This window comes from Arthrobacter sp. JUb119, from assembly GCF_024807995.1.
Lineage (GTDB): Bacteria > Actinomycetota > Actinomycetes > Actinomycetales > Micrococcaceae > Glutamicibacter.
Map to the genome: position 1 here is coordinate 763,579 of NZ_JANUFE010000001.1, position 14,510 is coordinate 778,088.

Consider the following 14,510-nt stretch of genomic DNA (forward strand, 5'->3'; position numbering starts at 1 on the left):
GGTGGAACCCGGAATTCGCGCCGACCACAAGAAGCTGACATGTGCCGCTGGCTTCCTATCGGGGTTCCCCGATCGCCATCGCCGATATTCTCGTGCGTCCCACGCATTCGCTGATCGACCAGAGGCTGCATGCCCGCCAGCTCTACCTTCCCCTGGATGAGCTCGACTCCGGCTTCGCGGACCATGCCTTCCCGACCAACGGCGACGGGCTCGGCATGGCCTGGGCAGGGTACTCGGGAATGCTCGGACAGTACCGGCAGATCGGACCGGCCTCGGACAGCCAGAATCTGCGGCACCTGGCGGCGCAGATCGCCTTAGAATGCATCCGGGCCCATGTGTGCGCGGCGCCGGGCGGGACCATCACCGAGCAGAACTGCCAACCTTTCGTCGATAAGGGCTGGATTTTCCAGCACAACGGGTCAATTCCGGACTTCGACAGGCTCAAGCGCGAACCGACCTTCGACGTGGACCCGGTGCGCTATCCGGGAATACTGGGCAACGCCGATACCGAAGTGTGCTTCTATTCGGCATTGAGCTACGGGCTTGCCGATGATCCGATAGCTGGCCTGTCGCGCATGGTAGCCCGGGTGGAGCAGGCGCGCGCTGAGCATGCGATAGCAGAACCCTTCCGCGCGACCATCTGCGCCTCGGATGGCCATCAGCTGGTCGTGTTGCCCTGGGTTAGTCCGGACGCCGAAGACTCAATCGCGCCCTCGCTCTACCACGCCGACGGGCCGACCATGCTGCTTACCGAAGACGGGCAGGAAGACCGATTGCCGGAAAACGCCCAACTAGTGGTGTCCGAGCCATTGGAACTGCACTGGAGCCGCAATACCTGGCATGAAGTTCCTCCGGGAACCATCGGGGTCATGCGTACCGGAAGAGACCCGGTATTCGCACCCGTGGACCTTGGTATGTAGGTGCATTCCTGTGGCAAACTAAATGCCATGAGCCAGATTATTTTCGACGCGGCAGTAACCCTCAACGGCTATCTGGCAGATGAGAACCACAGCCTGCAGTGGCTCTTTGACGTGCCCGGGGCCCACGAACCCGACCCGGACCTGCTGCCCAAGAACGTCGGCGTTCATATCGAAGGCGCGAATACCTATAAGTGGCTGATCGAGAATGAGCAGTTCATCGAGAACCCGCAGAAGTGGCAGGAATACTATCAGGGGATCACCACCTACGTCTTTACCTCGCGGGACTTGCCGATTCCTGATGGTGCAGACGTGCGCCTGGTCAATGGCCCGGTCAATGAGTTCTTGCCCGAAATCCGCGAGACCGCGGGGGAGAAGAACATCTGGGTGCTCGGCGGAGGGGAGCTTCTTGGGCAATTCCTGGACATCGATGCGCTCGATTCCTTGGCATTGACCATTGCTCCAGCAGCGCTGCCAGCGGGTGCCGCCTTGCTGCCGCGAAGAATTGGCAGCGATCGATTGGAACTGGCTGAAGCAAGGCAGGCCGGGCCGTTCGCTCGACTTGTCTACCGAGTTCTTCCAAACCGGTGAGCAAGCCTTAATGAACTCAACCGGCCACGGGAAATCCCGGGGCCGGTTGGGGTCCTGCCGTATTAGATGATCCCTACTGCTTCCAGGAGCGCAAGATCATGTGGCGTCCACGACCAAGGAGCTTGAGCCCATTGGCGCTGAAGAAGTCGGCGCTCGACGGCGTGGCGGCAGCGAGCAGCTCCTGCGGTACCTCATCGTCTGGCGGCGACAGCGGATTGATCATTGATCGCGACAGGCCATGAAGCAAGGCAGTGCCAACGCCATGGCGGCGATGTTCCTTGCCTACGGCCAAGGAATGCACCATGAGCTGGCCGTTCGGGCCCTGCTGGGCAAAGCCCCGGCCCACGATCTCTCCCTCGTCGGTACGAGCCAAGGCATGCTCGACGCGGCGCAATGCCGGATGCCCGCTGGAGAGCTGGGTGCTGGTCTCGCGCCAAAGGTTCGTCACATTCAGCTCGGCCGCATCAGCTCCCGTGGCCTCAGGCACGTTATTGCCCAAACGGATCTTGCCGGTCCAACGATCCATTGGAATGGCCAATGGGCCAGCATGCCAGGAAACCTGGGCATTATCGGAGAAACCGGTCGCCCTCAGCTCATCCGCGTGGGCGCCTGAGTTAACCCAAGCTTCCACACGCCGGGCGCCGAGCCGATGGCCTTCGGCTAGCGCCGGACGCAGGCCCGCCTGTTCTGGCTGTTCGGGGAACAGCAGGATCAGCCGCTTGCGTACTGGCTGCCATGCCCATGAGCATCCGTGGGTGGTAAAGATCTTGCCGCCGGTGGCGACTGCAAGTGCCTGATGCCAGTGGCTTAGTGCTTCCTGTGCGGAGGCAATAGTGGTCATTATTCTGCGTTCACCAATCCTCGACGGCGCAACAACGGTTCAACCAATGCGGTGCGGCCGCGGAATAATTCGTAGGACTCAAGGGGATCGCGCGTATTTCCGCGCGAAAGCAGTTCCTCACGGAACCGATTACCATTTTCGCGCATTAAGCCCCCATTTTCCTCGAACCACTGCACAGTGTCGGCATCGAGCACCTCACTCCAGATGTAGGAGTAGTAGCCAGCGGAGTATCCATTGGCGAAAATGTGCTGGAAATAACCGGTGCGGTAGCGAGGCGGAATCATTGCGGAGTCGAAGCCGGCGCCCTGAAGCACGTCCTGTTCGAACTGCAGCGGATCCTCGATAACAGTCCCGGCGCTGATGGTGTGCCAGGCCCAATCAAGGACACTGGCGGCAAGGTACTCAGTGGTTGCAAAACCCTGGCCCCATAGCGAAGCCGCGCGGATCTTCTCGATCAGCGCATCGTCCAATACTTCGCCGCTCTGGTGGTGGATAGCATAACCGGATACGACATCCTCGTGGAGCATCCACATCTCGTTGACCTGCGATGGGAACTCCACGAAATCGCGGGGGACCGAGGTGCCAGAAAGCGAAGCGTACTTTCCGCTGGAGAACATCCCGTGCAGCGCATGGCCGAACTCGTGAAACAGCGTATTTGCCTCATCCATGGACAGCAGAACCGGATCACCCGGCGCAGACGGGGTGATGTTCAAGGTGTTGGTGACGATTGGCCGCTCGTCCAGGAACGAAGCGGCATCGCGCAGGCTGGTCATCCATGCACCGCCCTTCTTGGTATTCCTGGTCAGGTAGTCGCCGGTGTAGAGCGCCAGCGGCTTGCCATCGGCGTCGAAAACTTCGAAGACGCGAACATCCTGGTGGTAGGCGGGAAGGTCGAACCGCTCGCTGAAGGTAATGCCAAACAGCTTGGTAGCGGTCGCGAAGACCCCATCGACCAGGACCCGGTCTAATTCGAAGTAGTTGCGCAGTGCCTCGGAATCCACCGAGTACTCCTCACGCAAGACCTGGTTGGAGAAGTATTTCCAATCCCACGCGTTGATTTCGGCACCGGCGATCTTGCCCAGCACCTGGGCTTCCTGGCGGGCATTTGCGGTGGCGGCCTTGGTTAGCTCGGCCAGCCGTTCTTCCACCGCAGCGGTGGAAGGTGCAGTGGCCTGGTCGAGCACGGTTTCTGCATGGTTGGCGAATCCGAGCAGAGCGGCGCGTTCAGCGCGAAGCTGTGCCATTTCGGCGGCCACATGGATGGTCGCGTTTTCCTCGGTGCCACGGCTGATCGAGGCATTGAACACCTTGCGGCGGGACTGGCTTGACGCGAGCGACTCCAGGACCGGTTGCTGGGTAGGCGAAACCAGCGTCAGCAAGTATCCCGATGCGTGGCCTGCTTGCTTGGCGGCTTGCGCAGCGGACTCGATCGCTTGGCTGGAAAGACCTGCGAGTTCCTCAGCATCGTCGAAGTGCACAGCGTGGGCATTCTGATTTTCCAGGACGAGGTCAGCGAACTGCGTGGAAAGCTCAGCGAGTTTGGCGTTCAGTGCCTTCAACTGGTCCTTTTCGGCGTCGCCCAAGCCTGCGCCGGCCAACTGGAAATTCTTCAGTGTTTGCTCGGCTAGACGGGCATCTTCACCCTGGAGACCCTCATAATTCAAAGCTTGTAGACGCAAGTACAAGGTTTGGTTTAGGTAAATCTCATCTTCTTGCCTAGTCCAGATCGAAGAAATCTCCGACTGAATCGCCCGCAGATCTTCGGTGCCGTGGGCGGAAATCACCGAGAAATACGTCATGAGCGCACGGCGCAGGGTCTGCCCGCTGGCTTCCAGCGCCAAGAAAGTGTTCTCAAAAGTGGGAGCCTGGGCATCGTCGATGATGCGCTGCAGCTCCTCACGCTGTTCGGCTGCGCCGAGCCGGACTGCCTCCAGGTAATGCTCAGCGGTGAGCTGGTCGAAGGCTGGCCATTGGTAGGGCCTGGTACTGGGAGTCAGAAGCGGGTTTTGCATAGGCCTAGGTTTTCATGGAAAACGTGATTTAGCTTGCATTTACACCCCAGATGCCCAGCTGAGCTAGGCTCGATGCATGCCCCAACGTGCACTGCCTGCATTTCTTCCGCTGAGCTCAACGCTGCTGGCCGCATTGCTGATTGGCGGTTGCTCTGCAGTCCCAAGCGATCACGCAGAACCAGCAACCCCGCAGCCTTCCGTCCAGGCCAGCGTTCCTGCCTCGCCGGAACCGGCTCCGAGTTCAGCCATAGCGGATGCCTCGGCCGCACCTTCGGCACCCGAAGAGCTATCGCTGATGGTTACCGGCGATGTACTGCTGCATCCGCAGCTATTGGATGAAGCGAAGCAAGCGGCTGGAGCGGAAACGGGCAACGGCGGCGACTACGATTTCAGCCCCTTGCTTGCGGGCCTGGCACCCTATGTCCAGGACGCAGATGTGGCGCTATGCAATCTGGAAACACCGATTGGTGTCCCTCCGTATTCGGGGTATCCGCGGTTCACGGTCCCAGATCGAATCCTGGCCGACCTCGGCGCTATTGGCTACGACGGATGCACCACTGCCACCAATCACACGGTAGATGCCGGGACGGCCGGAGTAGAGCGAACGCTGGACGCTCTGGAAGCGAATGGGCTTTTCGCGACCGGCTCCTACCGCAGTGAAAAAGAATCCGAGAAGCCATCGATCCTGGACATGGAAGGCGTGAAGCTCGGTGTAGTAACCAGCACCTATTCGCTCAATGGCTTGCCGGAAGAAGCTGACTGGCAAGTCGATACCGGGGTGGATGCGCAGCAACTGATCGCCAGGGGCAAGGCAACGCGCAAGGCGGGAGCGGACATCGTCGTGGCTGCCGTGCACGATGGGGCTGAATACAGCACCGAACCGACAGCGTCCCAGAAAAGGCTCGGTCGAGCCTTGGCAGAGTCCGGTGTCTTCGATTTCATCTACATGCACCACACCCACTCGGTATTGCCCATTGAGAAGCACGACGGAACCTGGATCGTCTACGGTTTGGGCAATTCCGTGGCAAAACACGCCACACCAACCATTCTCAACCGCGAAGGCATCAGCGTAAAGGCAACGTTTACCCAGGGAGCGCCCGGCGAATGGGATGTCAGCGAATTGCGGTGGGTACCGCACCAGCTCTCAAATGAACCTGTGGCCTGGTGCCAAGTCTTCGATGCTGCTGGATGCATACGGGAAGATGAAGCAAAAGCCTCCTTGAAGCGCAGCGAGGCCACAGTGAATGCCTATGGCGCATTCGACGACGGACTTCGAGAGTGGACGCTGGACTGACCTAGCGCAATGGCCAAGGTGCCCACACGCGGCTTGAGGGAAGAATTGCGCGTGCTCTGGCTAGCCGTGCCGGCGATATGTCTTCGAGGCCGCGGGACTGCTCGCCGAATCCTGTCCGGTCAACGTCGAAACAGTGCACGAGGCGGTCCATGCCTCGATCCAGGAACTCGCCGAATCCTCCGGACGCGGCGGCACTCACCTGGATCTCGAGTTCCTCAAGGATTTCTGGGACAACTTCGTCGCATCCATCGCAGCCGCACGGCGGAAATGTCGCGCGGTACAACGCGCCGAGCTCCAGGTGCACCGCGGGAAACGTGGTGAAGACCATGCCCAGTGGCGCGCAGCGCGAATCCATCGGAAATACGCGAACAGAGCGCACCACATGGCCCGGTTGAATCCGCATTTGCCTGGCCAGCCCGGGATCTTCGAAGCAACGCACCTCGAACTGCTCGCGCAGGCAATCCAGCAACGCCTGGGCTACCTGCGGCACCGGGGCAAAGCGTTGCACATGGGAGGTCAGCGAATAGCTCTCCGCTGGAGGCTGCTCATCCCAGCGCTGGCCATAGGGGATCAGCGCACCGTGCTCGTCGAAGTAATCCGCCACTTCGATATCTGGGCGCTGGTAGCCGTGAAGCATGTTCGGGTTCTCCGTTTCTGCCGCATGCAGGTATTGCGGGAATTCAGTGCCCGAACTCATCCGAATCGGTGAAGGGGCCAGCACCGGTATCCATGGCATTGATGGCGGCCATTTCCGCCTGGGTGAGCTGGAAGTCGAAAATGTCCAGGTTCTCGCTCTGCCGCCGCTGGTCTGCCGATTTCGGTGCCGCTGCCCGCCCGGACTGGACATGCCAGCGCAAGGTCACCTGCGCGCTGCTCTTCCCATGCGCTTGGGCGATCCGGACCAGGGCAGGATGTGAAAGGAGTCCAGATTTCTTGCGTCCCAGCGGGGAATAGGATTCGGTCCGAACGCCATGCTCGGTGTTGAAACCTTGCCAATCGACGCTTTGCCGTTCAGGATCAACCTGGATCTGGTTCAGCGCCGGCACGAGCCCCGAATCCAGGACGTTCTGCAGCTGGTAGGGCTTGAAGTTCGAGACTCCCGCAGCCCGGATCTTGCCCTCGTCTACTAGTTTGCCCAGCTCAGTGAAGGCTTCGACATAGGTGTTCTGCGGGGGGTTGGGCCAGTGGATCAAGAACAGATCCACATACTCAAGACCCAAGCGGTCCAGGGAGTTCTCCAACGCCTGGCGCACGCCTTGGGTCGAATGCCATTGCTTGTTGAATTTGGTGGTTACGAAAATTTCATCGCGATGAAGCCGGCTCTGTGCCAGGGCCTTGCCCACGGCGTCCTCATTCTCGTAGTTCTCCGCTGTATCAATGCGGCGGTAGCCCACGTCGAGGGCGGACAGCACCGCTGCGGCCGCCTCGTATCCACGCATGGGCCACGTGCCCAAACCGATCGAGGGCATGCTCACGCCACCGGCAAGTTCGAGGGAAGAAATATCAGCAATCATGTCCTTGAACCTACCAAGTTCCACCACTTGCCGGGAGGCGGCGTCGAAGAATCCGCGACACACCGGGAAACAAAACAGGCGCACGGCGTCTCTGGGTTTAACGTTATTTCGGCGCATTTTTCGTGCTGCCAACCACTGAACACCATGAAGGTTAGAACCATGCCGAAAATAGGCGTCCTCGCTCTGCAAGGGGATTTCCGCGAACATCTGGCCTCTTTGGAACGGCTCGGGCAGCGCACGCACATGGTGCGCACCGTCGTCGATTTGGAGCAGGTTGACGCGCTGGTGATTCCCGGCGGCGAGTCCTCGGTGATTGACCGGCTGTCCCGCAACTACGGGCTAGCTGGTCCCATCAAGGAGCGCATCGCAGCAGGCATGCCAGCCTACGGCTCCTGCGCCGGAATGATCATGCTGGCCGATCGCATCGAGAACCCTGCAATCTCGCGAGATGGCGCGGTACAGCAAAGCTTCGGCGGCATCGACATGACGGTCAAGCGCAACGCGTTCGGGCGCCAGATCGACTCATTCGAGCACCAGCTGGACTTCAACGGGCAAAATCTCGAAGCGGTGTTCATCCGCGCACCGGAAGCCGTGCAAATTGGCCCGGACGTGCAAGTGATCAGCACCGTTCAAGCGGGGACGGATCACGAACAGGGTAGAATTGTTGCAGTACGCCAGGGAAAATTGTTGGCAACCAGCTTTCACCCGGAAGTCACCGGCAGCACCGCTATCCACCAATTTTTCATCAATCTCACGCGAGGAGACGCTTAAAGCATGTCAGGCCACTCCAAATGGGCAACTACCAAGCACAAGAAGGCCGCGATCGACGCCAAGCGCGCCAAGGCCTTCGCAAAATTCATCAAGGGCATTGAAGTTGCCGCCCGTGCCGGCGGCGCCGACATGGCCGGCAACCCGGCACTGGAACTTGCTGTCAGCAAGGCCAAGAAGAACTCCGTGCCGATCAACAACATCGACCGCGCCGTCAAGCGCGGCGCAGGCCTGACCGGCGAGGTCGTCGACTACACCGAGATCATCTATGAAGCACGCGGCCCGCAGGGCTCGGCCCTGCTGATCGAGTGCCTGACCGACAACAAGAACCGTGCAGCCTCCGAGGTGCGCGTGGGCATCACCCGCAACGGCGGCACCATCGCCGACCCGGGTTCGGTCGCCTACCTGTTCAACCGCCAGGGCGTTGTCCGCCTGCCCAAGGGCGAGCTGACCGAAGACGACCTGCTGATGGTCGTGCTGGACGCCGGTGCCGACGAGATCATGGACGAGGACGAGAACTTCGCCATCGTCTGCGACCCTTCGGACCTGCGCGCTGTGGCCGCTGCGCTGGATGAAGCGGACATCGCCTACGAGTCCGACGAAATGGAATTCATTCCATCGATGAAGGTCGACCTGGACGTTGAAGGAGCTCGCAAGTTCCTCAAGCTCTACGACGCGCTGGAAGAACTGGATGATGTCCAGGGCATCTACACCAACGCTGATCTGTCCGACGAGGTTCGCGCCGCGCTGGACGAAGAGCAGTAAGGCTTGGCCTTACGTGTTGTTGGCGTCGATCCCGGCCTGACCCGTTGCGGTCTTGCCGTGGTCGACGTCGCCGCAAACAGGCAAGTTTCGCTGGTCGACGTCACCGTCGCCGGCACCCCTCCGGGCACTCCGCTCGATGCCCGGCTCTTGAAGATCGCCAACGCCATCGACGAATGGCTGGATCTGCATCAGCCCGATGTGCTCGCCTTGGAACGCGTGTTCGCATCGGCGAACGTCTCCACGGTCATCGGCACCGCGCAGGTCACCGGCGTTGTCATCACCGCGGCAGCGCGACGCGGAATACCCGTGGCCCTGCACACGCCGACCGAGGTCAAGGCGGCGGTTACCGGTTCGGGACAGGCCACCAAGGCGGCGATCGGCAAGATGGTTGCCAAGATCTGCCGGCTCGATGAACCGCCTAAGCCTGCCGACGCCGCTGATGCGGTGGCCTTGGCGATTACCCACGGCTGGCGCGGTGCGGCCACCGGCTCGAATGCCTCGGCCTCCGCGGCTAATGCCGGTGGTTCGTCGCAGCTGACCGGTGCGCAGCAGGCGTGGATTGCCGCTGAGGCGTCGGCCAAGCGCCGTGCAGTGCGCCGCTAGCCGGCCAGCACGGCAGCGGCCTCGACCCACCGGGGAACGCGGCGGATCGATATTCGTAGGTATCTTCGATAAACTGGGTTCGATCGAACATATATCCCAAGGAGTGGCATGATCAGCTCATTGACCGGCACCGTGCAGGCGGTAGCCCTGAATACCGCGGTAATTGACGTTAACGGCTTCGGGATGCTGGTCAATGCCACCCCCGGGACGCTGTCCACCCTGCAGGCAGGACGCGAGGCTACGGTATTCACCTCCATGGTGGTCCGCGAGGATTCGATGACCCTCTTCGGCTTCGCCACCGCTGAGGAACGCGATGTCTTCGAGGTCCTGGTTTCCGTATCGGGCATCGGACCGCGCACCGGCTTGGCCATCTTGGCGGTGCACTCTCCGGAGGAAGTCCGCATCGCGGCGAACACCAAGGACACCGCCGCTTTCACCAAGGTATCGGGCATTGGCCCCAAGGGCGCGAGCCGCATCGTGCTGGAACTGAACGGCAAGCTGATCCCGACTGGCGCGCCAGTGGCTCCGGTTTCCGGCGGCGGCAACGCGAGCGTCTGGGAACCGCAGGTGATCGAGGCGCTGACCGGCCTGGGCTGGAGCGAAAAGGATGCAACCAGCACCCTGAAATCGCTGTCCAAGGCTGATCCAGATGTCGTTGCCACCGGCAACGTCGCAGAAATCTTGCGTGCTGCACTGCGCAGCATGTCCAGCGGAACCCGCGCCTAAGCGGTCTGCGAGAGGATCAACTGATCATGAATGACTCCACCGGGCTCACGAACGCCGGCAGCGAACCCGAGGAACGGGTAATCGAAGCGGCCCTGCGCCCGCGGAACCTCGACGACTTCGTGGGCCAGTCCCGAGTGCGCCAGCAGCTCTCGCTGGTACTTGAAGCAGCGAAAATCCGCGAACGCACCGCGGACCACGTTCTGCTTTCTGGCCCGCCGGGCCTGGGCAAGACCACCTTGTCGATGATTATCGCCGCCGAGATGAACGCGCCATTGCGCATTTCCTCCGGCCCAGCGATCCAGCACGCCGGTGACTTGGCCGCGATCCTCTCCTCGCTGACCGAAGGCGAGGTGCTGTTCCTCGATGAAATCCACCGCATGTCCCGGCCGGCCGAGGAAATGCTCTACATGGCCATGGAAGACTTCCGCGTAGATATCATCGTCGGAAAGGGCGCCGGCGCCACGGCCATTCCACTGGAGCTTCCGCCCTTCACTCTCGTTGGCGCAACCACGCGCGCCGGACTATTGCCCGGCCCGTTGCGTGACCGCTTCGGCTTCACTGGCCATCTGGAGTTCTACGCGGTCAAGGAGCTTGAACTGGTTTTGCGCCGTTCGGCCATGATGCTTGATCTGAGCGTCACTTCGGCCGCGTTCACCGAGATCGCCGGACGCTCCCGCGGTACGCCCCGTATCGCCAACCGCCTGCTGCGCCGCGTGCGTGACTGGGCGCTGGTGCATAAGCTCGAAGAGATCGATGCCCAAGCGGCCGAGGCCGCCTTGGACATGTACGAGGTCGATGCACGTGGCCTTGATCGCCTGGACCGGGGTGTGCTCGAAGCCTTGTGCACCAAATTCGGCGGGGGACCGGTGGGGCTATCGACCCTGGCCATCGCCGTGGGTGAAGAAACCGAAACCGTCGAAACTGTCGCAGAGCCATACCTGGTGCGTGAAGGGCTGATGGGCCGGACCCCGCGCGGTCGTATTGCCATGCCCGGAGCCTGGGCGCATTTGGGCTTGGCGATGCCAAAGGATGCCATCTTCGCCAGTGCGCAAAGCTATGAAAACGATGAGGATTAGGCAAGCATTACTTCACTGCCCGCGTAAATGGTCTGCCGGTTCACCGTGACGCATTAGACTAAAGACGCCCGACCTATGCCCGTTTCGGGGCGAGGTGGGGCGTCTTTGCTGTATTACGCCAGAAATAGCCGCAACAGCATCCCAGAACTTCAGATCAAATCGCAACAATTCGTTAGCAGGTAAATACGTGAATCCCCTCGTAATCGCTCAGGCCGCTGGTGGCGGCTTCAACCCTTCGCTGATCCTGATGGTCGCGCTGTTCGCAGTGCTGATCTTCATGATGTTCCGTGGCCGCAAGAAGCAGTCCGCCCAGCAGGAGAAGCTGAAGAACAACACCGTGCCAGGCGCCAAGGTGATGACCAACTCGGGTATCTTCGGCACCGTCGTCGGCGTTGACGCAGAGGATCGCGTCCAGGTCGAGGTCGCACCGGGCGTAGTGCTGAACCTGCACCGCCAGGCCATTGCCACCTTCCTGGACAAGGATGCAGCAACCCCGGCCGTGGCCGACGGCGCTGCAGAATCCACCAGCACCACCGAAACCCCGGAAGAGTCCCTGCGTCGCCTGAACGATGAGGGCAAGGACGAGCGCAACGCCTAAGTCCCGGGCAGCATAGCGGTGGCCTGAAGGCTAAGCCACCCAAACCAGAAAGCACAATAGATGTCATCAATCAGACCTGTTAAGCAGGCGCGCAAAGCGTTGCTATGGTTGCTGATCGTCTTCATCATCGCAACCGGCGTGTTGGTAGCCGGTGCAGCGAACGGTAAAACCGGATGGGGACCGAAGCTCGCCCTCGACCTCGAAGGCGGTACCGAGATGATCCTGGCCCCTCGGGTCCAGGGCGACGAAGCAATCAACCAAGAACAACTGGACCAAGCTGTGGAGATCATCCGCCAGCGTGTGGACGGTTCCGGTGTTACCGAATCGGAAATCACCACCCAGTCCGGTCGCAACGTTGTGGTCTCGATGCCCGGCACCCCGGACCAGACCACTCGCGATTTGATCCAGGCCTCGGCCAACATGGAGTTCCGCCCGGTGCTGATCACCGGCAGCTACGCAGCCACTCCTGAGGAAGATCGCACTCCCAAGGAAGACCTGCCAAAGCCCGAGGGCAAGCCAGAGAACCCATCGGACACCAACTGGATCACCGCAGAGCTCTTCCAGGAGTTTGAAGGCTACGACTGCGAAACCGAGCTCAAGGACCGTGGCGGCGACGCTGCGGACCCGGCCAAGCCAATGATCTCCTGCGATACCGACATGGGCGTCAAGTACATCCTTGGCCCACAGGAAATCTCCGGCGACAAGATCAAGGACGCATATGCGCAGCTCGCTCGCGGCGTCAATGGTTCGGTCACCGGCGAATGGGTCGTCGTCATCGAATTCGATGCCGAGGGCACCAAGATCTTCGCCGATACCACGCAGCGTCTGATTGCCCTGCAGGGTTCGCAGAACCAGTTCTCCATCGTGCTTGATGGCGAAACCATTTCGGCGCCAACCACCAATGCGGTGATCTCCGATGGCCGTCCGCAGATTTCCGGTGGCTTCACCCAGGACACCTCGCAGGCGCTGGCCGAGCAGCTGAAGTACGGCGCACTGCCAATCAGCTTCGACATCCAGTCAGAGCGCCAGGTTTCTGCAACGCTGGGTGCTGACCAGCTGACCGCGGGCCTCATTGCCGGTGTTATCGGCCTGGTCCTGGTATTCGTCTACTCGCTGTTCCAGTACCGCGCCCTGGGCTTGGTGACCATCGCTTCGCTGCTCGTCGCCGGTGTGCTGACCTACCTCTGCCTGGTCCTGCTTGGCTGGGGCATGAACTACCGCCTGTCGCTGGCGGGCGTGGCTGGCTTGATCGTGGCGATCGGCCTGATCGCGGACTCGTTCATCGTGTACTTCGAGCGTGTTCGAGATGAGCTGCGCGAAGGCCGGCCATTGGCAAGCGCCGTGGATATCGGCTGGAAGCGTGCCAAGCGCACCATTCTGGCTTCCAAGGCCGTGAACGTGTTGGCTGCAGTAGTGCTCTACATCGTTGCCGTGGGCAACGTGCGAGGCTTCGCCTTCACCTTGGGCCTGACCGCAATCGTTGACCTCGTGGTCGTGTACGGACTGACCCATCCAACCTTGGTCCTGCTGGCACGCACCAAGTTCTTCGCCAACGGCCACCCGCTCTCGGGCATGGATCCATCGTTGCTTGGCGTCAAGCCGCTGTACCAAGGTGCAGGCAAGGTTCGCCGCTTCGATGAAAACGTTGTGGCAAACCGCGGCAAGAAGAATGCGAAGGCCTCGGCTGAGGCCGCCAAGCGCATGACGATTGCCGAGCGTCGCCGTGCACAGGCCGAACAGCCAGCCAGCACGCAGGCCAAGGCCCAGGAGGAGAACAATGAATAAGCTAGTCACTTGGGGCAACGAGCTCTACACCGGCAAGCGTTCCTACCCGTTCACCTCCAAGTACCGGTTGTGGTTCCTGATCGCCGGTATTCTGGTGATGCTGTCGATCCTGCTTCCAGTGGTCAAGGGCGGCTTCAACCTGGGCATCGACTTCCGCGGTGGTTCTGAATTCACCGTTTCGGATGTGCAGAACACTGATATCTCGATTGGTGAAAAAACTGTTAGCTCGGTGGCTTCGGGTTCCGAGGCAACGGTCACTAACATTGCTCCGGGCACCATGCGCGTGCAGACTGAGCGTTTGAGCGATGACCAGACCTTGGCCATCGCCGGCCAGCTCGCCGAGAACTACGGCGTCTCCAGCGATGAAGTTACCAGTAACTTCATCGGCCCAACCTGGGGTGAAGACGTTTCGCGCCAGGCACTGGTTGGCTTGGTAGTCTTCGTGGTCCTGGTTGGCTTGCTGATGGCTGCCTACTTCCGAACCTGGAAGATGTCGCTGGCAGCGATCGTCGGACTGATTACCGTGGTGATCGTGACTGCGGGCATCTACTCGCTGTCCGGTTTCGAAATCACGCCCAGCGCGATCATCGGCTTCCTGACCATTCTGAGCTACTCGCTGTATGACACCGTGGTGGTTTTCGACAAGGTCCGCGAAAACACCAAGGACTACACCCAGCAGTCCAAGCGCACCTTCGAGCAGCTGGTGAACCTCGCTGTGAACCAGACCCTGGTTCGCTCGATCAACACCTCGGTCGTTGCCGTGCTTCCAGTGGCCGCGATCCTATTCATCGGTTCCTACCTGCTGGGTGCCGGTACGCTCAAGGACCTGTCCTTGGCGCTGTTCGTCGGTATCATCGTCTCGGCCCTGTCGACCTTGTTCGTGCAGGCGCCAATGTTCCATTGGCTCCGCCACAAGGACGACGACGTGGTAGCGCACGATAAGAAGATGGCTGCTGCCTAAACCGATCCGAAGATCTGAATTTGGTGCTCCCAGCATTTGCTGGGGGCACCAATTCGCTT

The 14,510-nt window shown here is 60.8% G+C and carries 15 protein-coding genes; 11 read left to right on the forward strand and 4 right to left on the reverse strand.

The window, feature by feature from the left end:
* The first annotated feature begins 41 nt into the window (after positions 1 to 41).
* Positions 42 to 920 (forward strand): class II glutamine amidotransferase, encoded by an 879-nt coding sequence (locus M2368_RS03655; RefSeq protein WP_498724019.1) that lies wholly within the window; start codon positions 42 to 44, stop codon positions 918 to 920.
* A 27-nt stretch (positions 921 to 947) separates the two neighbouring features.
* Positions 948 to 1,508 carry a dihydrofolate reductase family protein gene (locus M2368_RS03660; protein ID WP_388022122.1) on the forward strand — a complete coding sequence of 187 codons (561 nt, stop codon included), beginning with the start codon at positions 948 to 950 and terminating at the stop codon, positions 1,506 to 1,508.
* 73 nt (positions 1,509 to 1,581) lie between these two features.
* On the opposite strand, the gene M2368_RS03665 is transcribed toward M2368_RS03660, so the two are convergent.
* Together M2368_RS03665 and M2368_RS03670 are read right to left on the reverse strand one after the other, a co-directional pair.
* Positions 1,582 to 2,349 (reverse strand): GNAT family N-acetyltransferase, encoded by a 768-nt coding sequence (locus tag M2368_RS03665; protein ID WP_498724020.1) that lies wholly within the window; start codon positions 2,347 to 2,349, stop codon positions 1,582 to 1,584.
* Positions 2,349 to 4,361 carry a M3 family metallopeptidase gene (locus tag M2368_RS03670; protein WP_498724021.1) on the reverse strand — a complete coding sequence of 671 codons (2,013 nt, stop codon included), beginning with the start codon at positions 4,359 to 4,361 and terminating at the stop codon, positions 2,349 to 2,351. Before M2368_RS03670 ends, M2368_RS03665 begins: the two co-directional genes overlap by 1 nt.
* Before the next feature lie 76 nt (positions 4,362 to 4,437).
* Here M2368_RS03670 and M2368_RS03675 point away from each other — a divergent pair, with 76 nt between their 5' ends.
* The gene (locus M2368_RS03675) at positions 4,438 to 5,655 is read left to right on the forward strand and encodes a CapA family protein (RefSeq protein WP_332727545.1); all 1,218 of its coding nucleotides are present in this window, start codon (positions 4,438 to 4,440) and stop codon (positions 5,653 to 5,655) included.
* Between the two features lies 1 nt (position 5,656).
* Here the strand turns inward: M2368_RS03675 and M2368_RS03680 are convergent, their stop codons facing one another.
* Together M2368_RS03680 and M2368_RS03685 are read right to left on the reverse strand one after the other, a co-directional pair.
* Positions 5,657 to 6,352 carry a DUF6226 family protein gene (locus M2368_RS03680; protein WP_105658272.1) on the reverse strand — a complete coding sequence of 232 codons (696 nt, stop codon included), beginning with the start codon at positions 6,350 to 6,352 and terminating at the stop codon, positions 5,657 to 5,659.
* Positions 6,336 to 7,169, reverse strand: coding sequence for an aldo/keto reductase (locus tag M2368_RS03685; RefSeq protein ID WP_332486101.1), 834 nt, complete (start codon positions 7,167 to 7,169; stop codon positions 6,336 to 6,338). Before M2368_RS03685 ends, M2368_RS03680 begins: the two co-directional genes overlap by 17 nt.
* 159 nt (positions 7,170 to 7,328) lie before the next feature.
* Between M2368_RS03685 and pdxT the strand changes: the two genes are divergently transcribed.
* The 8 genes from pdxT (at position 7,329) to secF (ending at position 14,451) form a co-directional block, all read left to right on the forward strand.
* The gene (pdxT, locus tag M2368_RS03690; protein ID WP_105661372.1) at positions 7,329 to 7,940 is read left to right on the forward strand and encodes a pyridoxal 5'-phosphate synthase glutaminase subunit PdxT; all 612 of its coding nucleotides are present in this window, start codon (positions 7,329 to 7,331) and stop codon (positions 7,938 to 7,940) included.
* 3 nt (positions 7,941 to 7,943) lie between these two features.
* On the forward strand, positions 7,944 to 8,702 hold the full coding sequence (locus M2368_RS03695; RefSeq protein ID WP_105658275.1) for a YebC/PmpR family DNA-binding transcriptional regulator: 759 nt from the start codon (positions 7,944 to 7,946) through the stop codon (positions 8,700 to 8,702).
* A gap of 3 nt (positions 8,703 to 8,705) precedes the next feature.
* A complete protein-coding gene (gene ruvC, locus M2368_RS03700; RefSeq protein ID WP_105658276.1) occupies positions 8,706 to 9,305 on the forward strand; it encodes a crossover junction endodeoxyribonuclease RuvC in 600 nt (199 codons plus the stop codon).
* A gap of 108 nt (positions 9,306 to 9,413) precedes the next feature.
* The gene (ruvA, locus tag M2368_RS03705) at positions 9,414 to 10,031 is read left to right on the forward strand and encodes a Holliday junction branch migration protein RuvA (RefSeq protein WP_105661371.1); all 618 of its coding nucleotides are present in this window, start codon (positions 9,414 to 9,416) and stop codon (positions 10,029 to 10,031) included.
* Positions 10,032 to 10,057: 26 nt separating this feature from the next.
* Positions 10,058 to 11,107, forward strand: coding sequence for a Holliday junction branch migration DNA helicase RuvB (ruvB, locus tag M2368_RS03710; protein ID WP_105661370.1), 1,050 nt, complete (start codon positions 10,058 to 10,060; stop codon positions 11,105 to 11,107).
* 187 nt (positions 11,108 to 11,294) lie between these two features.
* Positions 11,295 to 11,705, forward strand: coding sequence for a preprotein translocase subunit YajC (gene yajC, locus M2368_RS03715; protein ID WP_105661369.1), 411 nt, complete (start codon positions 11,295 to 11,297; stop codon positions 11,703 to 11,705).
* 60 nt (positions 11,706 to 11,765) lie between these two features.
* Positions 11,766 to 13,490: a protein translocase subunit SecD gene (secD, locus tag M2368_RS03720; protein WP_105661368.1), complete on the forward strand. Its 1,725-nt coding sequence runs from the start codon at positions 11,766 to 11,768 to the stop codon at positions 13,488 to 13,490.
* Complete coding sequence (gene secF / locus M2368_RS03725) at positions 13,483 to 14,451, forward strand: protein translocase subunit SecF (protein WP_105658281.1); 969 nt, start codon at positions 13,483 to 13,485, stop codon at positions 14,449 to 14,451. Before secD ends, secF begins: the two co-directional genes overlap by 8 nt.
* The last annotated feature ends 59 nt before the right edge of the window (positions 14,452 to 14,510 follow it).

Coding starts and splice junctions, on each gene's coding strand:
- M2368_RS03665 (WP_498724020.1), bottom strand. CDS start 2,349: ATGACCACTATTGCCTCCGCACAGGAAGCACTAAGCCACTGGCATCAG.
- ruvA (WP_105661371.1), top strand. CDS start 9,414: ATGATCAGCTCATTGACCGGCACCGTGCAGGCGGTAGCCCTGAATACC.
- M2368_RS03680 (WP_105658272.1), bottom strand. CDS start 6,352: ATGAGTTCGGGCACTGAATTCCCGCAATACCTGCATGCGGCAGAAACG.
- M2368_RS03660 (WP_388022122.1), top strand. CDS start 948: ATGAGCCAGATTATTTTCGACGCGGCAGTAACCCTCAACGGCTATCTG.
- M2368_RS03695 (WP_105658275.1), top strand. CDS start 7,944: ATGTCAGGCCACTCCAAATGGGCAACTACCAAGCACAAGAAGGCCGCG.
- secF (WP_105658281.1), top strand. CDS start 13,483: ATGAATAAGCTAGTCACTTGGGGCAACGAGCTCTACACCGGCAAGCGT.
- pdxT (WP_105661372.1), top strand. CDS start 7,329: ATGCCGAAAATAGGCGTCCTCGCTCTGCAAGGGGATTTCCGCGAACAT.
- secD (WP_105661368.1), top strand. CDS start 11,766: ATGTCATCAATCAGACCTGTTAAGCAGGCGCGCAAAGCGTTGCTATGG.
- ruvB (WP_105661370.1), top strand. CDS start 10,058: ATGAATGACTCCACCGGGCTCACGAACGCCGGCAGCGAACCCGAGGAA.
- M2368_RS03685 (WP_332486101.1), bottom strand. CDS start 7,169: ATGATTGCTGATATTTCTTCCCTCGAACTTGCCGGTGGCGTGAGCATG.
- M2368_RS03675 (WP_332727545.1), top strand. CDS start 4,438: ATGCCCCAACGTGCACTGCCTGCATTTCTTCCGCTGAGCTCAACGCTG.
- M2368_RS03670 (WP_498724021.1), bottom strand. CDS start 4,361: ATGCAAAACCCGCTTCTGACTCCCAGTACCAGGCCCTACCAATGGCCA.